Annotated in this window: 10 protein-coding genes and 1 pseudogene (1 of these 11 running past the window's edge); 4 read left to right on the forward strand and 7 right to left on the reverse strand. The window is 54.3% G+C overall.

What is annotated here, in order from left to right:
• Window positions 1–2: 2 nt before the first annotated feature.
• Window positions 3–4052: a hypothetical protein gene (locus tag C3F13_18420; GenBank protein PWB49814.1), complete on the forward strand. Its 4050-nt coding sequence runs from the start codon at window positions 3–5 to the stop codon at window positions 4050–4052.
• A 306-nt stretch (window positions 4053–4358) separates the two neighbouring features.
• On the forward strand, window positions 4359–5480 hold the full coding sequence (locus C3F13_18425; protein ID PWB49815.1) for a hypothetical protein: 1122 nt from the start codon (window positions 4359–4361) through the stop codon (window positions 5478–5480).
• A gap of 187 nt (window positions 5481–5667) precedes the next feature.
• Here C3F13_18425 and C3F13_18430 read toward each other — a convergent pair whose 3' ends face one another.
• Together C3F13_18430 and C3F13_18435 are read right to left on the reverse strand one after the other, a co-directional pair.
• A complete protein-coding gene (locus tag C3F13_18430) occupies window positions 5668–6630 on the reverse strand; it encodes a hypothetical protein (GenBank protein PWB49816.1) in 963 nt (320 codons plus the stop codon).
• A gap of 285 nt (window positions 6631–6915) precedes the next feature.
• Window positions 6916–10341: a hypothetical protein gene (locus C3F13_18435; protein ID PWB49817.1), complete on the reverse strand. Its 3426-nt coding sequence runs from the start codon at window positions 10339–10341 to the stop codon at window positions 6916–6918.
• 186 nt (window positions 10342–10527) lie between these two features.
• Here C3F13_18435 and C3F13_18440 point away from each other — a divergent pair, with 186 nt between their 5' ends.
• Window positions 10528–10992, forward strand: a complete 465-nt coding sequence (locus C3F13_18440; GenBank protein PWB49818.1) for a hypothetical protein — start codon at window positions 10528–10530, stop codon at window positions 10990–10992.
• Window positions 10993–11204: 212 nt separating this feature from the next.
• Here C3F13_18440 and C3F13_18445 read toward each other — a convergent pair whose 3' ends face one another.
• The 5 genes from C3F13_18445 to C3F13_18465 form a co-directional block, all read right to left on the reverse strand.
• Window positions 11205–12686: a hypothetical protein gene (locus C3F13_18445; protein PWB49819.1), complete on the reverse strand. Its 1482-nt coding sequence runs from the start codon at window positions 12684–12686 to the stop codon at window positions 11205–11207.
• 22 nt (window positions 12687–12708) lie between these two features.
• Window positions 12709–13638 (reverse strand): hypothetical protein, encoded by a 930-nt coding sequence (locus C3F13_18450; protein PWB49820.1) that lies wholly within the window; start codon window positions 13636–13638, stop codon window positions 12709–12711.
• 63 nt (window positions 13639–13701) lie between these two features.
• Window positions 13702–14211 carry a two-component system response regulator gene (locus tag C3F13_18455; protein PWB49821.1) on the reverse strand — a complete coding sequence of 170 codons (510 nt, stop codon included), beginning with the start codon at window positions 14209–14211 and terminating at the stop codon, window positions 13702–13704.
• 4 nt (window positions 14212–14215) lie between these two features.
• Window positions 14216–14674, reverse strand: coding sequence for a two-component system response regulator (locus C3F13_18460; protein ID PWB49822.1), 459 nt, complete (start codon window positions 14672–14674; stop codon window positions 14216–14218).
• Complete coding sequence (locus C3F13_18465) at window positions 14667–16721, reverse strand: hypothetical protein (GenBank protein PWB49823.1); 2055 nt, start codon at window positions 16719–16721, stop codon at window positions 14667–14669. Before C3F13_18465 ends, C3F13_18460 begins: the two co-directional genes overlap by 8 nt.
• 842 nt (window positions 16722–17563) lie before the next feature.
• Between C3F13_18465 and C3F13_18470 the strand changes: the two are divergent.
• A pseudogene (locus C3F13_18470) lies at window positions 17564–18150 on the forward strand (arginine decarboxylase) (it continues 1690 nt past the right edge of the window).

An 18150-nucleotide genomic window follows, 5' to 3' on the forward strand; every position in this document is an offset into this window, starting at 1 on the left:
AGATGAAGAATACGCGTTTAGTAATGTTTATTGTGGTTTTGCTCCTATCACTTGCACTGGTGGGAATTACACTTGCAGCCGATAATACCTATCAACAAAAAGAAACCTCCTCCACAGATGTCAATTCTGATCAAGGACTCCAACCTGATGAGACAGGCGTCGGTGCCTCACCTTGTGCGCTCTGGCCTGGTCCAGATGGATTCGGATACACTGGTCAGACTGCTGCTTTTAACTGGGTAAATATCACCACAACTGGCACTCCCATCGTAGGTTTGACCGACGATAACTTTATCGGGCCTATACCACTTGGTTTTACCTTGAATTTATATGGCTCGCCTTGGACTGAATTCTACGCAGCTAGCAATGGCTATTTAACATTTGGTTCTGGTTCCACGAGCCTGAGTAACCAGTGCCCTTTACCCAACACAACTCAACCGAATAACCTAATTGCCATGTTGTGGGATGATTTGAGTTTCAATACCAGCGGTAATGCTTATTACCAGACTTTTCCAACCTGTCCAGTTGGAACTGGAAAATGCACCATTGTCGAGTACTATAATGTCGCCCACTACGGCGGGGCTGCTGGCTCAGCCGGTACCTGGGAGGCAATAATTTACGAGAACGGTAATGTGCTTATCCAATTCCAGGATGCGGGGGCAGAAGAGGGCGCGGGGTCAACAACCGGGATTGAAGGCGACAATGTTGGGCTTGATTACGGTCTGACATATGCCTGCAATACGGCAACGTCGATTACCGATAACAGCGCAGTTAAATTCCTTTTTCCAACCGGGATAATACTTAGCCCTGACAGTGTAGAGAATCAAGGTTGCGTGAATAGCGATGTAACCTATACCTTGTCATTGGCTAACTACACCGGCAGCGATGGAACCTTCAGTCTATCCTATTCATCGGCATGGCCGATCTCCGGGCCTGCATCTCGCTCCGTCGCCAACGGGGCTTCGGTTGACTTTGATGTGGTGGTATCGATTCCTTGCAATGGTGTGAGTGATGTGGGCACGGTCACCGCCAGCGGAAATGGCTATACGGATGTCTCGACATTGACCACATCGAAGACAGATGGAGGTTTTACTGCTTGGGAAAGTATCGCCCCCATAAACGGCGTAGGGCGCTCTCGACCCGCAGGTGCAGCTGTAGCTGGTAAAGTGTATGTGCTGGGTGGAGAGATCACTGGTGGACGGGCAAATACCGTCGAAGAATTTAACCCCGCTACAGGAAATTGGACCACCATGGCAGGCTTGATGCCCACGCCGGCCAGTAATATTTGCGCAGCGGCCATCGGTACCGACATCTATATCCCGGGTGGGTATGATGCATCATCAGTCTACCTGAATACCCTCCAGGTTTATCATACTGCGACGGATGCCTGGGTAACGATCACAACCGATCCCTTGCCGGTAGCCACACTTGGAATGGGGTGCGCTGCAGTAGATGGCAAGTTATACGTCTTTGGTGGTGCAAATGCTTCTTCATATTTCAACACAGCGTATGTTTACGATCCAGCTGCAGCTGCCGGATCACGCTGGACTTCCTTACCAAACATGTCGTATGCCCGTGCCTATCTGGGCGGTGTGGCTGTGAACGGTAAAGTATATGCCGTAGGCGGGAGAGATAGCGCTGTACTTGACTTTGCATATGTCGAAGCTTATGACCCTGCGGATGGCCTGTGGCATACGGTGACCAGTCTGAATACTCCCCGCGGCGCACCCGGTGCCATGCTTTGGGGTGATCTGCTGGTGGTATGCGGTGGCGGTTGGTCTTCATACCTCAATACCTGTGAAGCGTACGATACCACCCAGGGATATGCGGGTGTTTGGAGTCCTCTGGCTCAAACGATGATCCAGGGACGGAGGACATATGCCTATGCCAGCCTCCCCGATACCTTATATGCAGTGGCTGGTTATAATGGCAGCTTCCTCACCTCAGCAGAGCGCCTGCCTACTTTTACCTGCCCGGCGTGTATAGAGGTCCTTGGCCCTCCACTGAATGCCATTCAACCGACCGACACCCAAACCACCGTACCACTCTCAGTCTGTAACAATGGTGGAATGGATTTAACCTGGGGAATTATGGAATTCGCAGGGATCCAAAGTGTGAACTTGCCGGTTAACCCACCCAGCCAGGGTAATTCCGCCGTTGCGCCAGATAGCTACTCCCCTGGTCTCACAGTTTCACAGACTGCCGGGATAAGTTCTTTGGGCAATCGCGTGGCGATATTTAAGGATGCGAATCCCTGGGGGACCACAGAGACAGAGGCTTACCTGACTTCAATGGGCATCCCTTATGAAGTCCACACCTCCGCTGAATTTGGCACGCTAGACTTCAACCAATTCAGGATGATCGTTTTCTCGGGCGATCAGCCAACGTCATTCTATACCGCTTACGCAAGCTACGTGGCAAAATTCGAAGCTTACGTCGCCCAAGGTGGTTTCCTGAACTTCTTCTCCTGTGATAGAGGATGGAATGTAGGCACATTGTCTGCCCCGCTTCCGGGTGGCACGACCTGGACCGGCTTGATCTATGAGAACTATAACGTGATTAATGATCCAGCTCATCCGGTGGTACAGGGTGTGCCCAATCCATTCTACGGCAGCTTCGCCAGTCATGGGCACTTTACCAACCTGCCCGCAAGCGCCCACGTGATTGCCTCAGAGCAAGCTGGAGGATTTCCAACTATCGTCGAGTATCCCATCGGGGATGGATGGTTTATTGCCTACGGGCAACCTCTCGAGATTTCTTATAATTGGGATTGGGAGGCTGGTCGCATCTTCGCCAACACACTCCTTTGGGGCTACAATGTCATCCCCTGGTTGAGTGAAAGCCCTCTATCCGGGATGACTCCTCCAGGTGAATGTACCGATATTGAAGTAGAATTTGACTCAGCTGGTATGGCAACGGGGAACTACTTCGGCAACCTGGTAATTAATAGTAACGCCCCCATAAAGCCCAGTGTTCGTTTGCCGGCATCGCTGACGGTGTATAGCTGGGGGAAGCAAGCTCCATCCGATGCCTTCACGAGCGATACATTCTCTTATGAGATCAACATCGATCCAGTTGAAATGGTGGGGACCGCGGTATTGACAGATACCATACCTACCGGTCTCACCTTTGCAGGTAACCTGGCCTGCAACCTCGGCACGTGCAGCTATAACGCCGGTAGCAAAGCAGTCCATTGGAGCCTCGCTGGTCCGTCAGGGCTTGCATCCTATCCACCGGCAACGGCGAATCCAGCAACCTACGTACCGCCTGAAAATATTCCCTTCAGTTTATCTGCAAGTGGGTCAGCTCCTCTTGCCTACCAACCTTCCGTTGCTCCCCAGGATCTGCTGTGGGATCAATACTCACCAGGCGGTGCCGTATTCGCTGCGCAAGATTTCGAACCAGCATTTAATGACTACGATATTTATGCTGCGGATGACTTCCAGAACGCCGGGTCATGGAGTATTGAGGCAATTCTAACTGCCGGGGGTTGGAATAGCCCTGTTGATCTGCACAACGCAACAGCCATCCATTGGTTTATCTACGAAGATGCCGGTGGTAAACCAGCAGGAGTCCCCGGCGATGGGGCTGAATTCTGGAGCATCACGCTACCTCCTACAGATCCTCAGGTAGTTCTGGGCTCAGTTGATCAACGCAGCGTGCTTCTAAGCCTTAATACTCCCATAAACCTGCCACCTGGGAACTGGTGGTTGGTGTATTACGCTTCTTTAAATTTCTCGTCTTACGGTCAATACGGTTGGCAAGGTACCACGCTACCGAAGTGGGGCGTCGCTGCACAACAGAACAACCCGGGAGGAGGATTTGGTTTGCTACCTGGGTGGAACATTAACAGTTATGGTTCAGACTATTCGTTTCGCCTGGAAGGTGAAATCGTCTCATCGGTCACAATTTCCTTCGATGTCAGGGTGACTGCACGAGGCGGTCAGGTGGTCAACTCCGCCGACCTGTGGTGGAATGGCATAACTAGCTCTGCTTCAGCAAGTACTGAAATACACATTCGAACGATCTACCTGCCATTTGTAAATAAGAACTGATAGGCAGGAACCAGACCTTAAAAGGGGCTGACCCATTTTTCTATGAGTCAGCCCCTTTGTATTAATTTATCGAGATAATTTTATATTTTTAAGACTGAGGCTTGCTCTCCTCATGGGTACAGCCGAATAACCAGATTGTTGACCTGGCGTTAAGCCCAGCTGTTGATGACCACACCGTTCGATAGGCATTTTTTTTTGCTTGCCAGACGATTTCCTTTGTACCAGGGTGGACAATATTATTTAAAATAAAAATCTCTCCACCAATCTTGCTGCCTGTATAATGGTCTCTGATCTAAGGAGGCGAATATGGCTGATCTCGAGCAAGCATTACACGCAATTGAACATGGTTTATTGGTGACTGACCCCGGCGGGGATCACCCGCCGGTGAAAGCGGAACTGGATCAGCGCATGGCATTTCATAACGTACCCGGGTTTAGCATTGCTTTTATCGATCGGGAGGGGCATGCCTTTGCCAAGGGATACGGCGTTGTGGAAGCAGGAAGTGAAAAACCAATCACACCAAATACCATCTTTCAAGCCGCTTCGATCAGTAAACCGGTCACGGCCATGGTCGCACTGCGCCTGGTTGAAGCGGGAGTGCTGGATCTGGATGCGGACATCAACGATGGATTGCGCTCCTGGAAAGTCCCGCCGAGTAAATACACCCAGATGCGCCACGATGGGACATGCCGCAAGGTCACCCTGCGTGGCCTGCTCTCGCACACCGCCGGGATAAATATTCGTGGCTATACCGGTTATCTCGCCGGCAGAGACCTACCTCGCTTACTGCAGATCCTGGATGGCGAGCCCCCCGCCAACTCCAGGCCCGTGCGAGTGATGCAGGCGCCTGGAAAAGCTTTTCGATATTCAGGTGGCGGGTATATGGTGACCCAGCAACTGATTGAAGATGTCACCGGCAAGCCATTGGCGGCTCTGGCAAAGGAAATCATTTTCGACAATTTAGGGATGCTAAACAGCACATTCGATCCCTGCCTGCCGCAAGGATACCTGCCACGGGCAGCCACAGCCCATCGCAGAACAGGTAAACCGGTGCCAGGGAAATGGCACACCTATCCCGAACAAGCCCCTGCTAGCTTATGGTCCACGCCATCCGACCTGGCGTGCCTGGTCGCTGAGGTCCTTCGCTCATATAAGGATGAGTTCAACCGGGTGCTATCCGCGCCGATGACCCGCCAAATGCTGACCCCCGTAAAGAGTATCGGTGGGCTGGGATTTAACGTCGTTATCCAGGACGGTCTGACCCGCTTCGGGCACCCGGGCTGGAATGAAGGCTTTCATAGCTTTATGCTGAGCTGCCTGGAAAGCGAGCAGGGTGTGGTCTGGATGACCAATGGCGAGAACGGGAAAAAGCTTGGCTGGGAGGTGATGCGCGGACTGGCTGAGGTCTACCCCTGGGCCTGGTGGTAAACCAGTGGGAGAGCTTCAAGCAGATTGCCCCTATGCTTCAGCGTCACCTTCCATCCCCCGTCCCGTTGATGGGGACGAGGTGGGGCGCTTGGTGGTCATCCAGCTAATGATCCCTACATCTCTTGGTATCGTCAATATTGGAATCCCAATCAAAGACCCGCCCCTAACTTGCTGCCCAGGTTATCCCTTAGGATAAGGTTCCGTCTGCCCCGTAATACCAGCCCAACACGCGCAAGGCGCGCAGCGTGTTCCACCGGCTGGCAGTGCCTACCGGGCCTTCCATGACGAAGTTTACCTGGTCGGTGTGAGGGTTTTGCAGCGGCCAGCGTCCATTTTGGTGCTGCTTCTTCGCCACCAGCCCCACGGCCTCAGCCACTCGCGAATCAGGTTGGACCCCGGCACTGCGCAGGTAATCCAGTCCGCGCAGCACATCGTAGTGCCAGGTGGGCGGGTACGAAAAGCGCAGCCACTTAGGGTCGACCACCTTGCCGTTGGATAGCCTGCGGAACATATGGCGCTCCAGGAGATACTCCTGTGCTCGCAGGCGAGCCTGGGTGACCGTAGGATTGGCACCCCCAGCTTGCTCGTACGCCAGCAGGCCATCCAGCACGCAAATGGTCGTATGAAACGATGATCGCACGCTGGGTGGGGCTTCGCAATTCCAGCCCCCATCTTCAAGCTGCTCGCCGAGCAGCCGGTCAACCAGCCGCTCGCTTGCCCCACCGAAATACGCGCCCAGCGCAAGCACCCTGCCGTTGATACAGGGCTCCACCTCACCTTCGAAGAATGGGGAATCATTAAATTCCTCACCCCAGGTGACTTTCTGGCGAACGAGACCCACTGCCTTCTGGGCGGGCTCGCTCTGCGGGTCAAGCCCCATATCCTTTAAAAGCAGCAAGGCATAAAACGTTGTGGCCCATTCCACGATAAAGGGTTTCCCATCCCACCTGCCATCTGCCCCCTGGTAGGCCAGCAGCTGGGCTCCCCAACCTTCAGTTCCGACCCGCTGGCGCTCTGCTTGAACTAGCTCAGGTGGTTCCCTGGTCAGGTCATGCATCACCTGCCAGCGAATCGCAGGATCAGAATCGAGCAGCCATTTGATGACCGCTTTGCTTGGCTGTGTAATTCCCTGATACTCTGGATTATTCATCAATACCCCATCCCTCAATCATGAATTCTATCGGTGTGCTCATCCCAGCCTGCGTGTGGCCCAATTAAACGGACAAAAGTTATCTGAATTTGAATTATATGACCTTGGTTTTAAGTTGTCAAACTGGTGAATGATACTCTTTCACCGAAATGCTACTTATTCCTATGATATCTTTGTGGTCATCACCGCTGTTTTTTAGGGACAACGGGCACCAGGAGAAAATATATAACTTTGCCTTATCGGACGCCCACAGAAGCTGTCTGCCTTAGCTGAAGATCGGGCTGTTTAGATAGCGCTGGATGAGCTGGTCGGGTTGCTCAGTAGAGCCGCGTTGCTGCGCTTCCTGGTGCTCACTTTGCGGTAAGCTGTCAGCCAGCTTCTCAACGGCAGACGCGCCTGGTTTTTAACCTCGTTCCAGGTGGTGGGTTGCTCCATCACGCAGGTGGCGATCTCAATTGCCTGCGTAGCCTCACCTCCGGCTGCCAGGTATTCGGCGATTCCCGCCAGGATCATGGCCATCATATCCGGATAAGGCCAGCTGTTCACCAGCTTTAGGGCCTCATTAAGCTGCTGGGCTGCCGCCTGGTGATCACCCAATCTCACCAATGCAGTCGATAGCCTGCTATGGAAATAGATCAACCCCCAACCCCTGAATGGGCGAAGTTCTTGCTCCTGGTATTCCAGGGCTTTTATGAACCGGAGCCTGGCTTCGCTCCAATCCTGACGCATTATGGCCAGATCGCCATAACCCCGCTCATAAAATGCAAGGCCCAGCATATCGTTCAGCGCTTCGAATTGTGACAAGGCTTCATCGTAACACTGCCTGGCTTGTTGCAGCTCGTGCATCAAGCGGTAAATCTCGCCCAGCTCCCAGGTGTGCCAGGCGATATCATGCGGATTGCCTACTTCAAGAGCTACCTCCAGGCTCCTGCGGCGTAGCTCGAGGGCATCTTCCAGCTTGCCGAAGCGTGACACGGCCATGCTTTCCCACGAAAGGTCGATCCCCAGGGCGTGCCGGTTGCCTGACTTTTCATTAAAACGGCGTGTCTCATCAAAGGCATGGATGCCTTGCTCGATTTTCCCCGAGTAGATATAAAAATCGGCCAGGTTCATCCAGGTACGATCCACCCCCCACTGGTTCTGGACCTTTTCGAAATAACCCTGGGCTTGCAGGGTGTACTCGATCGCCCGCGAATAATCCATCTCCATGGCGGCCAGCATCCCCAGGTCAAGCAGGGTCACCCCTTGCTCATGCAGCACACCGATGCCCTTGAAGGCGGTCAGGGCTTTCTCCAGGTAGCTTTGACGCAGTTCCCGGTTCTCAACCCCGCAGAATTGGCTGGCATCCAGGTAGCCGTAGCCGGCTTCCCAGGTATTTGTCGCCTCGTCAATACCTTGCATGATCCTGAGATACTGCATCGACCCTTCTTCAAAATTCACATTGAAGCCGTAGAGGCTGACCAGCACGGTGTACCACATACCCATCTGCGCATGAATGCCGGCTTCATTGACCAACTCCAATAACCTGTGTGTACGCTGATTAAGGTTGCCGGTGGTATCCGTCCGGTTCAAGGTGAAGTAGATTTCCGCGGTTTCCAGGATCGCCGCTTGGATCAGGGCTTTTCCGTTATCCCGGGGGGTAATCGATTGGTGAGCGGCTCTCAACACAGGGATGATATCTTCTGTGGTACCCCGGATCATCGAGTAATGGAGTAATCCCGTCAGCATTTTTTCGACGATCGTGTCGAATTTCTGCGTAGCCACCAGATGTTCCAAGGCTTCAGGGATATTGCTGTCGATATCCAGTTTCAAGGCGTCCAGGGCCTGTCGCTGGGAGGAAGTCTGCAGGGCCTGGGCATGTTGGTGCAGGTATTCGGCGAAGTATTCTGCATGGCGATCCCTCGTCTGTTGACATTCCTGCTGGTCGGCCTGCAAGCGCTCTTTCCCGTACTGCCTGAGTACCTCGTGAAGCTGATACCGTCCATCATCCCGCTGCTGTAGCCAGGATTGGTGCACCAACCTCAGCAAGGTTGGCAGGCTACAGCCGCACACAGCTTCCGCGGCCTGCCTGGAAAAGCTCCCCCGAAAGACACACAAGCGCTGGAAGGCTTGCTGCTCAGAGGCTTCCAGCAATCTCCATGAAGTCTCAAACACCGCCCTCAAGCTGCGTTGGCGGTCAGGCAAGTCACCCGCCGCGCTTTCCAAAAAGTCCAGGCTGTGCTCGATCTCCCTGGCGATGTCTGCTGGGGGCGTCACCTCCAACCAGGCGGCTGCCAGCTCAATCCCCAAGGGAGAGCCTTCCACCAGCTGGCAGATGCGGGCAGCATCCACCAGGTTCTGGCGTGAGAGCTGGAAACCTGGCCGCACACGCCTGGCGCGATCGTAAAACAACTGGAGTGCTTCGTACTCCTCGTCCAACGTGGCCGGGTCAGATAACCCCGTGATCGCTTGCAGCTCAGGGCTGCGTAAACCAACCACCTGCTGCACCTGCTCGGCTTGCAGGTTGATGCGCTCGCGTGAAGTAACCACCAGCTTTACTTGCGGAGCTGATTGAACGATTTCCACGATCAGGTCGCGGCTGTTGCTAACGATCTGTTCAAAGTTATCCAGGATGATTAGCATGCGTTTATGGCGCAGGTAGTCCAGCAGCTGTTGGTTAAAATTCTCCTCCCCCTGGTAGAAGGAGAATCCCAGGCTGGAGGCCATCGCCATAACCAAGCCTTGCAAGGTTCTCACGGCAGCCAGCGGGATGAACCAGATCCCATCGGAAAAAGAACGGTCAAGCTTTGCCGCCGCCTCGATCGACAGGCGTGTTTTACCCGTCCCACCCGGGCCAGTGAGGGTCAACAAGCGCACGGCCGGGTCTTGCATCAGCTGCAACACCCGTCCAAGCTCTTCCTTGCGCCCGATGAAGGGGGTGGCTGGCGTGGGCAGGTTGCCTGGCACGGCAGGTGCCTGGACAGCCGGGATTGCCCTGGCTGGTTTTTCGCCCTTCAGGATTGCCTCATACAAGAGGCGGGTTTCTGCTTGGGGGTCGACACCCAGCGTATTCTGAAGGGTCGCCTGGCATTCCTGATAGACCTTCAGTGCTGCACTGCGGTCTCCCAGGCCGTAATATTGCCGTATCACTGCCCGGTAGGCAGCTTCGTCCAGGCGGTCAAGCGCCAGCCAGCGTTGGGCATACGGTAGAGCTTGCGCATAGTCGTTGTTTCGCTCCAAGGCTTCCACAAGCTTCTCGAGCAATTGGACGAATTCCCGGCGGTAATGTTCAACCTGGGTCAGCTGCCATTCCTCGAATGGAGCTGTGTCAGCCACTACCAGGCCCTGCAGGAAATCGCCGCGGTACAGGCTGGCTGCACTGGACAGCGCTTCGAGGTCAGCTTTGGGTGAGCCAATCACGCGCTCAAAGGCTACCACATCCACCTGTAGCTGGGGTAGCTGCGCGAGCCATACCTTCTCACGATCGGCCCCCACCCAGCCTTTGCCTAACATCTGGTTCAGCTCCCACAAGGTGCGCCTCAGGTAGGCGAAGGCGCTAGTACGCGGATAATCGGGCCATAACAGGGCAGCCAATGCATCGCGTCGCTGAGGTTTGGGTTGCACGGCCAGGTATGCCAGCAAAGCGATGGCCTTGTGCCGGTCGGTTACCACCTGGGCGTTATCCAGGCTGATCTCGGGCGGTCCGAGCAGGGCGATTTTCAAGGGGTGCATAGGGTAATTATAAGATAAGTTTCAGCTACTCATCAGATTTTCAGGTCTGGCTGCTTTAATTACGATAAAAACCGAAACGCGAACCGAAACGCGCCCGGCTCATTTTAACCTTGCCAGGAATACAGCAGCGAAACGCGGGTTTCGTAAACTGTGATCATCAACGACGATGAGAGATAGGAGATGACCATGATTGCGAACCTGGGAACAACATTGAACGGAATTGAAAACCTGGCATTCGGCGCCATCGACCCGAGCATCCTGGCGGGCAAGGCTTTCGAACAGGCGTACAACCGTGGCCGGCGCGACCAGCTGTGGGCCAGGCTCATCGGTCGCACGCGTCAGCTGGAGTTGCTGGCTTCACAACCAGTCGAAAGTCACCGGTCTGCCTCCCGCATCGTTTCCGTCCCCATCCGCCAGATCAAGGGCACATTGGGCCGCAGCACCGACTTCGACCTGGACTTCAACCCGCTCAAGCAGTACTGTCGAACGCGCTGGATCAGCATCCTCACCGCAATCCTGCGAGGTTCCAGCATGCCTCCAGTTGAGCTGCTGCAGGTAGGCGCCAGCTACTATGTGCGCGACGGTCACCACCGCATCTCCGTGGCGAAGGCGATTGGCCAGCAGGCGATCGACGCTTGCCTTGTGAATTGAGTATGGATGGCGCTATCCAACCAGAACCGCTGAGAGTGTCTTTAGGGAGTTTTGTAGGTTGGGGTGACCTGGTATGCACTTTACCGGTTGAGGGATGCTTTTGCCCGAACCCAACACTCCTTCTGTGGTCGTTGGGTTTCGCACAGTACTCTCAACCCAACCTACAACTACGCTCGCTCACAATGACAAAAACACCTGCATGGCCTTCGTGGTTACTTCTTCCTCTCCACAGGCAGGCTCATGCTGAACGTGTTGCCCCCCTGCACCTGGCTGCTCATGGTCAACGTGCCTCCATGCGCTTCTACGATCTGCCGGGCAGTGAACAACCCCACACTAATACCTAATTCTGTCCGGCTGAGTGGATGGTCGACCTGGTAATACTTTTCAAACAAATGCTCGCAGTCCTCGGGATCAATGCCGCGCCCTTCATCGATCACGTTGATCAAAATTTTGTTCTTCAACGTCTTGCCGGTCACTAAAACCGTCCCGCCCTGGTCGGAGTGATTGATGGCATTCTGCACCAGCTTGGTAAGCACCCGCCGGATGCGGTCGGCATCCACTTCGGCGACCAGTGCTTCCATGGGGGCGCACATCAGTGCCACTCGTTTTCCGCCGGCTTGCTCGCGGACGGAAGCGATCACATCATTGATCAGCCTGGCCATATCCACCCTGGCATGGTCCAGGGTCAATGTACCGCTCTCCAGCTGCGAAAAATCGGATAGCTGGTTGACCATGTCCAGCAGGTTTCCCAGGTCCCTGCCGGCATGCTGAAAGCCTACCAGCTGGGCATCCGTGCTGCCCTGATTGGCAGTGTGCGCTTGTTTAAAATAGCCCAGCAGACTGAGCAAAGGGGTGCGCAGCTCGCGCGCCACGCTCGAAAGGAACTCATTTTCGAGCATCACCACCTGTCTCTCGGCATCCACGGCTTTCTTGCGCTCGGTGATATCATGGATGACGCTGATGAACCCCACCGGCGTCCCGGATGTGTTGCATTGCACGGCCGTGCTGATCTCAGCTGGGAACTGCCGGCCATCTCTGCTCATCAGGGTGTATTCACCCGTGGTCACCTTGCCTTCATTCAACGTTTTGCGGATATTATGGGCAGCAGGTTGCCGGTCAGGGGGTGATACGAACTTGAAGAAATTGCTGCCCAGCATGGCTTCCGGGCTGTTATAACCGTACAGGTTGGCGGCCTGCTGGTTGCAGAGCAGCAGCTTGCCTTCCAGGTCCGACAGCGTGATGCCATTGGGTGAAGTCTCCACCAGGGTGCGGTAGCGTGTCTCACTGGCCCGGATGACGGCTTCCACCTGCTTGCGCTCGATGGCGTAGCGCACCACCCGCAGCACGAGCGGTCCGCTGATATCGCCCTTCACGATGTAATCCTGTGCACCTCGCCGCACAGCTTCAACGGTGATGGCATCGTCCGCCAGGCCACTCAGCACTACCACGGGGATACGCGGGAAGCGCTTAACTGTGGTGGTCAGCGTATCCAACCCCCGGCTATCGGGTAAGTTCAGATCAAGCAGGATCACGTCATACTCCTGCGCACCCAGCTGGATCAGGCCCCTGGATAGCCGGTCAGCGCAATCCAGGCGGATCTTGCCCAGGCCGATATCCACCAGTGCTTCCTTAAGCAACATGATATCATCCGGGTCATCTTCGATCAGCAAGGCGTGGATTTGCTTGGCAGCCATAAGGGTGGCGGTGGGTCCTTTCCTACGGTGTATACTGCACGACCTGGTTGCATCCCAGATGCTTGGCCTGGTAAAGGGCCTTATCGGCTTGCTCGATCAGCCGGTCGCTCAATTCGGAATCTTCCGGGTAGCCAGCGATCCCGATGCTCAGCGTGACCGTGACCTTCTCAATGGGCATTTCATTATTGAGGGAATGAATATCCAGGATTTCGACCGCCTTGCGCAGACGCTCGGCACCGTAAATCGCCTGTGAAGCGGGCGTCTCCGGTAGCACGACAATGAACTCGTCACCCCCATAGCGGCAGGGCAGGTCACAGGCGCGCATGCTGGTGTTCAACACGTCCGCTACCCTGGTCAATACCTCGTCTCCGGTGCGGTGACCGAACCGGTCGTTGATTTCCTTGAAATTGTCCACATCCATCAGCAAGATAGAAAATGAGTGGTGGTAGCGCTTGCTTTTGATGATCTCATAATCTATAAAACGGTGTAACTCCCGCCGGTTAAACAGACCAGTCAGTGCATCCCGTACGGCCAGATTGTGGATCTGTTTTAACAAGCGGGTTTGCTCCAGCGCATAACGGATGGAGCGTTCCAATACCTGCCCGTTCAGGTTACCTTTCTCCAGGTAATCCATTGCCCCGGCTTTCAATGCCGCGTGGTCGATTTCTCGCCTGGACTGGCCGGTGATGATGATCAACGGGTCCTGGCAGCCGGCCTTCACCGCCTCCTTCAATAACTCCAGCCCAGAATCTGCCCCCAGGAAATGGTCAATCAGGTATACATCGTGTTCACCCCGCTCGATTTCCTTTAAGCCATCCTGATAGGTCTGCACCCAGTCAGTGCTAAAAGTATTTGGGCTATCGCTTTCCCGCAGGTATTCCCTGATCAGGATATAGTCGTCCTCATCATCTTCGATGAGCAATACTCGTACGGTACTGGGTTCAGGATCCATGAAGTTTATCGGCCTCCTTACATTTCCATGACTGATAACCGGTTAATTTCGTCACGAATAACTTTAAATCGCCTCAGGTGTGTAAGGCAGCGGATGGTGGCGGTGATGTACATTGATCAGGCTTTCACCATTGATCAGCTCGACGACATCGAACCAATACTGTGTGATGCCCTTGATCACCTCAACCAACTCCTCGAAAGATTGTGGTTTGATGATGTAACCCGCCCCACCTTGATTATAAGTTTCCAGGATGTCATCTTCAGCGTCCGAGACCGTGAGTATCACCACCGGGATGCCGCGCAGCTCCGGATCAGCTTTAAGCTCAATCAATGTGCTCCGGCCATCCTTGCGTGGCATGTTCAAGTCGAGCAGGATCAAGTCTGGTCGGGGAGTATTTTTTGAATTGGCATACTTGCCCTGGCGGTGCAGGAACTGTAAAAGGTCAATACCATCATCCACGAAGAAAACTGGATTCTCCTGAAGGCAGGCCTTAAACGCTTCCTGGAGCAACAGACGATATTCCGCATCGTCTTCGGCGGTGAGGATGGTAATGACTGGGCTCTGGTTGGTCATATATTTATGCTTTTTCCTTGATGGGCAGGCGGACGATTTGTACCCAATACTGTCCGAGGCCACGGATGGCTTCGACCAGGCCGTCGAACGTAACAGGTTTGGTGATGTAGCTGGCAGCCCCAATGTCGTAGCTACGCATGATGTCTTCTTCAGCCTTGGAGGTGGTCAGCACCACCACAGGGATGTAACGCAGACGTGGGTCGCTCTTGATCTCCGCCAGGGCTTCCCGGCCGTCCTTGCGGGGCATGTTAAGGTCCAGCAGGATCAGGTCAGGGACGGGGGCCGAGGTCGGGTCTGAAAATTCTCCCTGCCAGCGCAGGTAATCCATCAGCTCGACCCCATCTTCGACGAAGTAGATTTTGTTGTGGATCAGGCTCTCTTCGAAAGCTTCCTTGATCAGCAGGCGGTCATCCGGGTCATCATCCGCCATCAGGAATACAACTGGTTTCGGGTTTTTACTCATAGCTTGTCTCTCCATTGGTTTGATGGATGGGCAGGACAATGATAAAAGTGGATCCCATCCCGGGTGTGCTGGTGGCGGTGATCTCACCGCTGTGGCGCTCGACGATGCGACGGCAGATAGCCAACCCCATGCCGCTGCCTTCGTATTCTTGCCGGCTGTGCAAGCGCTGGAAGGGTTTAAAGATGCGGTCGAGGTACTGCAGCTCGAAACCGATCCCGTTGTCCTTCACGTAAATGTGGCACTTGCCTCCTGAGTTATAAGAGGATACCTGGATCTGAGGCGGCACGTGCTCGCGATGGAATTTCAGGCCGTTATTGATCAGGTTCTGCAACAGCTGGTGCATCTGGGTTGGGTCGGCGTCGATCTCAGGCATCTCTCCTGCCTCTACCCGGCCACGCGTGCGCTCAAGCTGGTGCTCCAGGTCGGAGATCACGTCCTGGAGGATCAGGTTCAGGTCCAACCGGGTGAACGGCTGGGCTCGAGTGGATACCCGAGAAAAGGTCAACAGGTCATTGATCAAGGTTTGCATGCGCTGGCTGGCTTCACGCATGCGTTTTAGATAATCAAAACCCGTCTCGTCTAATGCGCTGCCATACTTGTTTGCCAACCGGTCGCTGAATGCCAGCACTTTACGCAGCGGTTCTTGCAGGTCATGTGAAGCGATATAGGCGAACTCCTGCAGGTCACGGTTGCTTTGCTCGAGTTTCTCAGCATATATTTTGAGGTTTACTTCGGCTTGCTTGGCTTCGGTGATGTCATCAATGTAAAGCAACAGGTGCGGTTCAGCATTCGAATAAAAAGGTGTGAACCGGCAGTCCAGCCAGGTCTCCTTGGCGAACATGCTGGTGGTGTGGATCTCACCCCGGGCTTCCTTCCCACTGGTGGTGGCTTCCAGGGCCAGGGCCAACAGCCCCGAGGTCTTCCAGGTTTCGATCGCATTGTAATTCTGACTGAGCAGCTGCTCACGCGGCATCCCCATGATCCGGGCGAAGGCTTCATTCACCAGGATGCATCGCCCGGCTGCATCATACGTGCCGATCCCCAGTGCGGAAGACTCGATCAATGTTTTGTTGTATTCGAGGGCATCGGTGATGCTCTGCTGATCAAGCTTGCGCTCAATCGCGGTTGCCACCTGGGTGGAGACAAACTGCATCAGCTCATACTGCTCCTGGTTGTAGACGATGCCCGGTGTGTAGCTCTGAGTGACCATCACCCCGATGACCCGCTCGGCAACCACCAGTGGCACGCCGATCCAATCCACCGAGTCGGTGCCGATGACATCTGCATCCCCGTTGAGCACCAGCTGAGTGAACACCTCGCCAGTGGCCCACAGGGGTTTCCTGGTGCGCAGCACATACTCCGTCAGCCCGTGTTCGGGTTTGGATGGCTGGGGAGGCATGTCGTACTGGTCTACATAATACGGGTAGCTGATCAGGTCGCTGACCGGATCATACAGGGCGATGTACAGGTTCAGGACCGGCATCTGTTCACCCAGGATCAGGTGGATCGAGCGGAATAGCTCATCCAGGCCGGTGCTGGTGACTACCGCCTGCGAGATGCGATAGATCGCCGCCTGCATTTGCTCAGCGCGCTTGCGGGCAGTGATATCCACCATCACCCCCTGCCAGAACAAAGGTTTGCCTTTGCGGTCGCGCACCAGGCGGGTTTCATCGCTCACCCAGATGGTGTGCCCATCGCGGGTAATCAGCCGATATTCCGAGATGGAGGGTTGATCGGATGCATAGGTACGCGTATATTCTTCCAGCACGCGTTGCCGGTCGTCCGGGTGGATCATGTTCTCCCACAACGTATCATCGTTGATCCACTCCTCAGGCTCATAACCGGTGATGGTTTTAAGCTGTGGGCTGATGTACAGCGTCTGGAAGATTTTCTCAGCCGAGTCGGTATAGATGATCGCCGGCACCTGTTCAACCAACGTGCGGTAGTGCACCCCCAGCGTTGAGTCGCTGTTATTGGTCTTCACATTGGTCGCTTTAGGCTTTTCAGCGGAGCCCCCCTGATCGTTTGAAACCGGCTTTTTAGGCATCCATGAATCTCCAGGCTGGAATGAGGTCACTCGGACCAGCAGGTCTCTTCCTGCTGTCGTATCTATCTGTGCAAGCTTCGTGCCGGATGTTAATCATACCCGAAGGCGATTTCTTATATCCATTTGCCCTCCTCAAATCAACCTTACAAAAATGCAAGGTAAACCAGTGTAAGTCGGGTGGGTGTACTCTGCGAAACCCAAAACCTTTCTGATGTCATCGCCAGGAGCAAAGCAACGAAGCCATCTTCCTCACCGGGTACAAATTCTCCCGTTCCTGGTGGCTGCCAAGCTTAATCATAGATTGTCTCGTCGGACAAATACCATGCTCCTTCCCCGATAAACAGCGGGGTTTTTGAAGTGTACTCTACGAAACTCAAAACATTTCTGATGTCATAGCGAGGAGCAAAGCGACGACGCTATCTTCCTCATCGGGGCAGCAATACTCCCGTTCCTGGTGGCTGATGAGCTTAATCAGAGATTGTTTCGTGGGATAAAACCATGCTGATTCCCCGAAAACCAGCGGGGATTCTCCCCTTAAGAACACGGGGATGAACGCAATGACACCTCATCATTTATAAACATTTGAAGGGTCGTAGGTCTTGATGGTGTCGCATTTACTAAAAACCCAACCTCGCTTGGGTTCGAAAGAGACTCCCCTTGCTCAACCTCCCAAAACGGGTTCCTTCGGAAAACCCTCAATCTCCCAAGAACCGAGATGCTTATGTTAAAATTCACTACCTGGTCAGATTGCCAATAAAATCAATTCATTACTTACTCTTCATCCACATACAGGGAGAGATCTAAGGAGTTAACGTATGGTTACTGGTGAACACTTCATTGCAATGAAAGCCCTCATCATCAACGATGAGCTCGCAGCGCAGACGGTGACCGGGCGGGCGTTGCGCGCCTTAGTCCAGGAGCTGCGCAATATGGACATGGAAGTCATCGAAGCAACATCACCTGAAGATGGAAGCTCGGTGATCCTGTCCGATCCATCCTGCCAGGTGATCTTGTTGGATTGGACCTTCGGTGATGAAGATACCGACCATACGCAAGCGAAAAAATTGATCAAACTAATTCGCTCGCGCAATATCAATGTACCCATCTTCCTGCTGATCCAACGGGATGACACCTCCAACTTCCAGGTCGGAGTCATGCACAGCGTGGATGAGCTGGTCTGGCTGCTTGAAGACACCACCATTTTCATCGCTGGGCGGGTGTATGCCGCGGTCGTCCGCTACCGTGATGAGCTGCCGCCTCCGCTAACCAAAGCACTGATGGAATTTGCCAAAGTGTATGAATATTCCTGGCACACCCCTGGCCATGCGGGCGGCATCGCCTTCCTTAAATCACCAGTCGGGCGGATCTTCTACGATTACTTCGGTGAGAACCTGTTACGATCAGACCTATCGATCTCGGTGGGTGAGCT

This window comes from Anaerolineales bacterium, assembly GCA_003105035.1.
Lineage (GTDB): Bacteria > Chloroflexota > Anaerolineae > Anaerolineales > UBA4823 > FEB-25.

What these genes read in the sequence shown, in the direction of transcription:
- C3F13_18420 (PWB49814.1), top strand. Translation starts at nt 3, where the DNA reads ATGAAGAATACGCGTTTAGTAATGTTTATTGTGGTTTTGCTCCTATCA.
- C3F13_18425 (PWB49815.1), top strand. Translation starts at nt 4,359, where the DNA reads ATGGCTGATCTCGAGCAAGCATTACACGCAATTGAACATGGTTTATTG.
- C3F13_18430 (PWB49816.1), bottom strand. Translation starts at nt 6,630, where the DNA reads ATGAATAATCCAGAGTATCAGGGAATTACACAGCCAAGCAAAGCGGTC.
- C3F13_18435 (PWB49817.1), bottom strand. Translation starts at nt 10,341, where the DNA reads ATGCACCCCTTGAAAATCGCCCTGCTCGGACCGCCCGAGATCAGCCTG.
- C3F13_18440 (PWB49818.1), top strand. Translation starts at nt 10,528, where the DNA reads ATGATTGCGAACCTGGGAACAACATTGAACGGAATTGAAAACCTGGCA.
- C3F13_18445 (PWB49819.1), bottom strand. Translation starts at nt 12,686, where the DNA reads ATGGCTGCCAAGCAAATCCACGCCTTGCTGATCGAAGATGACCCGGAT.
- C3F13_18450 (PWB49820.1), bottom strand. Translation starts at nt 13,638, where the DNA reads ATGGATCCTGAACCCAGTACCGTACGAGTATTGCTCATCGAAGATGAT.
- C3F13_18455 (PWB49821.1), bottom strand. Translation starts at nt 14,211, where the DNA reads ATGACCAACCAGAGCCCAGTCATTACCATCCTCACCGCCGAAGACGAT.
- C3F13_18460 (PWB49822.1), bottom strand. Translation starts at nt 14,674, where the DNA reads ATGAGTAAAAACCCGAAACCAGTTGTATTCCTGATGGCGGATGATGAC.
- C3F13_18465 (PWB49823.1), bottom strand. Translation starts at nt 16,721, where the DNA reads ATGCCTAAAAAGCCGGTTTCAAACGATCAGGGGGGCTCCGCTGAAAAG.